We start from the raw sequence: 5,834 nt of genomic DNA, 5'->3' as shown, positions 1-5,834 counted from the left end.
GTGATATTCTTGGCTGGATCCCGCGATCTCGGTCGAGCGAGAATCTCGGACCCTCCAAAACGCCCGAAAGCGGCTCTTCTTGTCACGGGCGGAGCAAATTGCGCTGTGGAGTGTGTATCAAATTTTCCAAGATGCCTTACGGGGAACCTCCCTCTTTAATTTCGATGCTGCCTGCATACAGGGCATCCCGCTCAACTCCTCACGGCTACCCGAAATCCCCTATTTACACCTTTTACCCGCTGCCATAGAGCTTTTGGAGCTCGAGCAACAAGTGGCCCCCGCGCAGCAACAGGCTTTCCAACGAAGCCTCGCCGACACCCTCCGGACTATCGCTAGCCGCTACGATTATATTTTATTGGACTGTCCGCCCCACCTTTTCCGTGTCACCCACGCCGCATTGATGGCTTCCCTCTACACAGTCATCCCCTATAACCCAGATTTCCTGTCATTGTCCGGTCTGAAAATCCTCTGCAAATTGCTCGGGTCCATGGATGAGAAAATGCAGGGGGTCCGCCCGGGCTTTGCCCGGAACCAGATTGCCGCCATGATTTTAAACCGTTTTGAAAAGAGGGGAAAAATCTGGGGACAGGCCAGGACGGAGCTGGAAATACAAGTCAAAAACCTGAAAAACTCAGGGCAAGTCCACCCGGAATGTATCCTTCTCGATCCCCCTTTGCGCCAGAGTATCCACATTGCCGAAGCCTCTTCCGAACATAAACCGGTCATTATCCATGCCCCCCAGTCCCTCGGGGCTGAGGATTTTAGCGAACTCACGAGTAACTTTATCCATCACTTTGAGAATACCCTATGACTGATCAAGAACTCGCCCAGCTACTCATTACTGTCGCCCAGAAACTCGAAACCCAGGCCGAGAATATTTCCGGTAAAGCCTTTGCTGAGCATGCTGCAAAACTACAGACAGCAGTCCTAAAACTCGAAAAACTCTTAGAATCCACCTCTCTGACCGATTCCCCCGAGGCACAAACCCTCTCCCGCGACCTCCTCGAAGCAGAAGGCTCTTGCTTATTAGAGGTGAAAACACTCAAGAAAATAACCAAAGACATCCTCGGCAAAACCTTCACCCCAAAAAAAACAGAGTCCCGGTATCAGACATTCCAAAGACTCGTGCAAATTACTGCTGAAGCTGGAATGACCAGTGAAATGAGTGCCCGTGTCCGAATGGTTATCGAGTCGACTAAACGGCCCCGGATCGAGCAATTTGACACCATGGCCCTCGCTGGAGAACTCAATAAACTCGGGGTGAAGAATGAGGATGAGTTAACATCCCTGCTCATGGAATATTATACTGATGAAGAAGTCAGGGCCTTGGGACGGGCATCTTCCCTAAAAGTCACTCCTAAATCCACAAAGAAGAAACTTGTTCCTGATATCGTCAGGTTCGCACGGCGGCTCTCGGAAAACACCTCTTGGCAGCCCTGATCTCGCTGGTGATCCAAGGGGGGAAAAAGACGCCCCTACTCTCTATCCTATCACGTTACCTTTGACATCCAGTCGGGATTGCCTTGGGCAAATTGCGCAATCTCATCGAGGATATCGGGCAATTTGCTCCATTGTTTTTGCCCGGGCCTCAGGAGATTTTCCTTCGACTGAACGGTACCATTCTATAGTAAGGTCAATGGCTTCGCGGGCTTGGTATTTCGGACACCAGCCGAGTTCTTTACGGGCTTTTGAAATATCCAGCTGTAAAAGACCTGCCTCATGCGGAGCATCGATCATATCCGGGGTGTGGTATTGTCCATGTCCCCATATATTAATCGCCTCTTTGGCCAAATCGAGAACAGTCAGATTATCCTCCGGTTCCGGCCCGAAATTATAACCTTGAGCAAATTGCACGGGTTCCTCGGCCTGGGCTGCTGCCAATGTGAGATAACCGCTTAGAGGGTCCAATACATGCTGCCAAGGACGGATCGACTGAGGATTACGCACTAAAATAGACTCTCCCGCAGACAATGCCCTGATGATATCCGGAATAATCCTGTCCTTAGCCCAGTCACCACCCCCGATCACATTACCAGCCCTCGCTGAGGAGATGGACTTTTGGTGTCTATCATAGTCCCGAGGATTAAAAAAAGATTTGCGGTATGAGTCGATAACGAGTTCCGCACAGGCTTTCGATGCACTGTAAGGATCATGTCCCCCTAAACGGTCATTCTCATCATAAAAATGTCCATTCTCCAAATTATGATAAACCTTATCAGTCGTAATCATCACCGCCACGCAAGGTTTATCCAGGTCCCTGAGTGCATCAAGAATATGAGCGGTCCCCATTGCATTAATCGAAAATGTCTCCAAAGGCTGCTCATAAGACAACCTCACAAGAGGTTGGGCGGCCATGTGAAAAATAAAATCAGGGGCAAAATCAACGACCGTTTTTTTTACTCTCTCGATATCACGGATATCCGCAATCACTGATCGGCATAACTCATCTCCATTTATCGCCTCATATAAATCATGAGGCCTCACCGGCTTCAAGGCATATCCACAAACCTGTGCACCCAGATGGTGTAGCCATGCCAGCATCCAGGCCCCCTTAAATCCCGTATGCCCGGTCAGTAATACTTTCTTATTCCTCAGTGCGCCATCAAACATAAGTCGGGTGCCTCAACCTTACCATTTTTTCCAGGGTGCTGAATTTTCATCCCATAATTTATTCAAATATTGGGCTTCCTGATAAGTGTCCATGGGCTGCCAAAATCCTTCATGAGAATAGGAGTTTAACTCGGTATCTTTTAGCATATCCGCAATTGGTTGTCTCTCAAGCATCACAGACTGATCCTCTTTGAGGTATGTAAAAATATTATAATTACAAACCATGAAACCTCCATTTACATAAAACGACTCCATGTGAGGTTTTTCATGGAAAGATTTCACAATACCATTAGATAAAATATCCAAAGAACCAAAACGTCCGGTGGGATGAACGGCGGAAATGGTGCATGTTTTACGTGATTGAATATGGGATTCTACCAATGCGTTAAGGTTAATATTCGATAACCCATCACCGTAAGTAAGCATGAATCTCTCTCCTTCAGGTATATATCGTTGGATTTTTTTGACACGATAACCTGTCATTGCTTCTTCTCCGGTATCAGCAAGGGTCACAGTCCAATCTTCTTCATTATGGTTATCGTGGTATTGAATAGCAGACTCTTTACCAAGAGACAAAGTGACATCGCAGGTATTCCAGAGATAATTCCGGAAATACTCCTTAATCATTTCACCTTTATAACCCAGACAGAGAATAAACTCCTTATGTCCAAAGGAAGCATAATATTTCATGATGTGCCACACCATGGGGAATCTCCCGACCGGAACCATTGGTTTAGGACGGAACTCGGTTTCCTCCCTGAGACGGGTTCCCTTACCTCCACAAAGAATGACTACTTTCATAAACTCTTTTTTCCCATGTGTTTGTAATAAATATTAAATTAAGCGTCATGAACAAATCGGTATAGATTTCGCCTACACAAATCAGTTTGCATCACCTCTCCCACACTGAGAAAGGTAAATGATTCTTCGGAAAAAAGGCAATAATTTTGTGCTATTTTGTATCCCCGCTGATGAATATCTTCATAAAACCCCTAGATTCGCTTTTTCCTATTAAATATAAAGTGAATTTCTATATGATAAATTCACACGATATCATTACTACATGAATGCGTTAGAAACAACTTTGATGGAACGGGGACAAACTTCGATTCCGACGATAATCCGGAAGAAGCTGGGATTAAAAACGGGGCAAAAACTCCATTCGGAAAAAAATCCGTGACGATCTGTGTTCATCGGTGGTTAAAAATACTCTAAAGACGGTCTCGATAAAGTTTATCCCTACTCCTTTTTCCCCACAGTCAAATCGGTTCCTGCGGTCATGGTCAGGTAACTCTCAGCGGCTTGGCAATCAATTTGCTTCATTTCCAGGAAATAATCCACGGTATCGAGTCCGATTTTGACCATCCCATGTTTTTTAAGCTCGAGAGGTAACTTGATCCGGGTCATGCGGCTGGCAGGGAGGTTGAATTTCGGGTGGATCGTGATATGTCCAAATGTCGGGGTCTTTAACCGTGCGGTCATCTCAATATCATTCTGTTCATCCATCATAATGGCAATAATCGGCAGGGTCGGATCATCCTTTTTCAGGACAAATGAACCCGTGAGGCGGGCATTAGTCGGTGAGGATTTAACGTAAATCGGGTTTTTATCCTCATACTGTTTATCCTTGTCTTTCTCGTCAGGTTTCCCGAGTTGGATTTTTGTCCCTGCAAAACCTTCGATCTGCACCACCCCTGTCGCTTGATACTTGATAATTTCATCTTTTACCGGGGAGACTTGGGCGGACATGGTTTGAATCTGCATCGTACCTTTAGTCTTTGATGGATCCTCCAGCCAAATCGTGTAATAGAGAGGCCCAAAATGTCCCACGGCCAGATTACCAAACCGGCTTTTTCCCTGAAGAGTAATGAGTTTACTCCCCAGTGGCATGTCATTGACCCGAGCCACGGCAAAAGCAAACACCCGTTTCGACACCCGGGTACCGATATCACTCCCACCAAAACCAATCGCATCGATTTTTTCTGTGCTCGTCATTTTATTCCAATTATCCGATGACACCAATGGCCGATCCTTTTCCCCTTTTACCTTCTCCAAATTTGCAAAAAGGTGGATTCCTTGTTTGGTAACCAGTAAGCCCTGATAGACCGCCTTCAAATCCGTGTTTAATTCCGGGAACTGGAATTGTGTTTTCACATAAGGATCGCCGGGTTTCCCCCCGATTTTAATCACTACCTCAGAGCTCAGTGATGGTACACGGACCGGAATCATCGTTTCAAAGGGGAGTGCCACACCGGGCCATGCACTGGCGTAATCTTGGACGATTTTCTGGGTCACTTTCCCGAGTATCCCGCTCATGGCAAAACGGACAGCCCCGACCCCGAGTGACGGATGGAAACTAATCGGATGAATCCTGAAAAAGAAAGTCCCTTCTTGATTCTCAAAGGCTAAAACCGCCGCAATGTCTCCGCCAAAGGACAAACCCTTTTCCGTATCCTGATATTCCACTTCGAGCCGCACCAGTGGGAAACCATTTCTCATATCCAATTTCATCTCATGAATCACAATGAAGGTCGTCGGGTTAAGCTGGATCGTCCGGCCCTCCAAGACATTCACTATTTTATCCAGCACCTGTGTGGAGAGGAAAAACTGGATATCATAACTCTCCCGGGGATCATCAGCGCGGTTCAGCCACCCGTTTAAGATAGCGACATATTCTTTTTCGGACTTATCCACATCCTCCAGATACATCCGGGCATTTTCTTTTAATAAATGATTTGCCGAATACAACACGGCCCCGGCGGCGATCAACAAAACCAAAAGAAGTGATCCCAACCACAAAAACCAATGTCTCTTTTTCGCGTGCGCCATAATGCCGGTACTATAGGCAGTTATCCCCACCGATTCACAGAGCAATTTGCACTTCCCCACGGGCCTTGCCATCGGGAATGGTTTTCGTTACACCCCTAAGATATGAAAATTTGTGTTACTGGTGCAGCCGGATTCATCGGCTCGAATCTCACGGAGAAACTCCTCGCTGACGGCCATGAAGTCATTGGGATCGATTGTTTTAATACTTTCTACCCTCCTGAAACCAAACGCCGCAATTTGCTCCAGGCCCACGCCTCAAAAGCCTTTACCCTCCTGGAGGTCGATATTACTGATGCGGATAAACTACAAACCGCCCTCGCCGCCCATCCACCCGAAGCCATCATTCACCTCGCTGCCCGCGCGGGAGTCCGCCCTTCTATCGAGGAACCCGCCCT

At 47.0% G+C, this 5,834-nt stretch carries 7 protein-coding genes; 3 read left to right on the top strand and 4 right to left on the bottom strand.

Features of this window, described 5'->3' with window-relative positions; all coding sequences use genetic code 11:
* Positions 1 to 79: 79 nt before the first annotated feature.
* Both SGI98_04395 and SGI98_04390 read left to right on the top strand, forming a co-directional pair.
* Complete coding sequence (locus SGI98_04395) at positions 80 to 811, top strand: ParA family protein (protein MDZ4742643.1); 732 nt, start codon at positions 80 to 82, stop codon at positions 809 to 811.
* Positions 808 to 1,440, top strand: coding sequence for a hypothetical protein (locus SGI98_04390; GenBank protein MDZ4742642.1), 633 nt, complete (start codon positions 808 to 810; stop codon positions 1,438 to 1,440). Before SGI98_04395 ends, SGI98_04390 begins: the two co-directional genes overlap by 4 nt.
* 102 nt (positions 1,441 to 1,542) lie before the next feature.
* Here SGI98_04390 and rfbG read toward each other — a convergent pair whose 3' ends face one another.
* The 4 genes from rfbG to SGI98_04370 all read right to left on the bottom strand — a co-directional run bounded on the left by rfbG (position 1,543) and on the right by SGI98_04370 (position 5,439).
* Positions 1,543 to 2,610, bottom strand: a complete 1,068-nt coding sequence (gene rfbG / locus SGI98_04385; GenBank protein ID MDZ4742641.1) for a CDP-glucose 4,6-dehydratase — start codon at positions 2,608 to 2,610, stop codon at positions 1,543 to 1,545.
* A gap of 18 nt (positions 2,611 to 2,628) precedes the next feature.
* Positions 2,629 to 3,411 carry a glucose-1-phosphate cytidylyltransferase gene (gene rfbF, locus SGI98_04380; GenBank protein ID MDZ4742640.1) on the bottom strand — a complete coding sequence of 261 codons (783 nt, stop codon included), beginning with the start codon at positions 3,409 to 3,411 and terminating at the stop codon, positions 2,629 to 2,631.
* A gap of 258 nt (positions 3,412 to 3,669) precedes the next feature.
* Complete coding sequence (locus SGI98_04375) at positions 3,670 to 3,804, bottom strand: hypothetical protein (protein MDZ4742639.1); 135 nt, start codon at positions 3,802 to 3,804, stop codon at positions 3,670 to 3,672.
* A 45-nt stretch (positions 3,805 to 3,849) separates the two neighbouring features.
* Positions 3,850 to 5,439: a hypothetical protein gene (locus SGI98_04370; GenBank protein MDZ4742638.1), complete on the bottom strand. Its 1,590-nt coding sequence runs from the start codon at positions 5,437 to 5,439 to the stop codon at positions 3,850 to 3,852.
* Positions 5,440 to 5,541: 102 nt separating this feature from the next.
* On the opposite strand from SGI98_04370, the gene SGI98_04365 reads away from it, so the two are divergent.
* On the top strand, positions 5,542 to 5,834 hold a 293-nt coding region (locus SGI98_04365), incomplete at its 3' end, for a GDP-mannose 4,6-dehydratase (GenBank protein MDZ4742637.1).

The sequence above is a fragment of the Verrucomicrobiota bacterium genome (genome assembly GCA_034440155.1).
GTDB lineage: Bacteria > Verrucomicrobiota > Verrucomicrobiia > JAWXBN01 > JAWXBN01 > JAWXBN01.
This window is presented reverse-complemented; position numbering and strand designations above follow the sequence as displayed.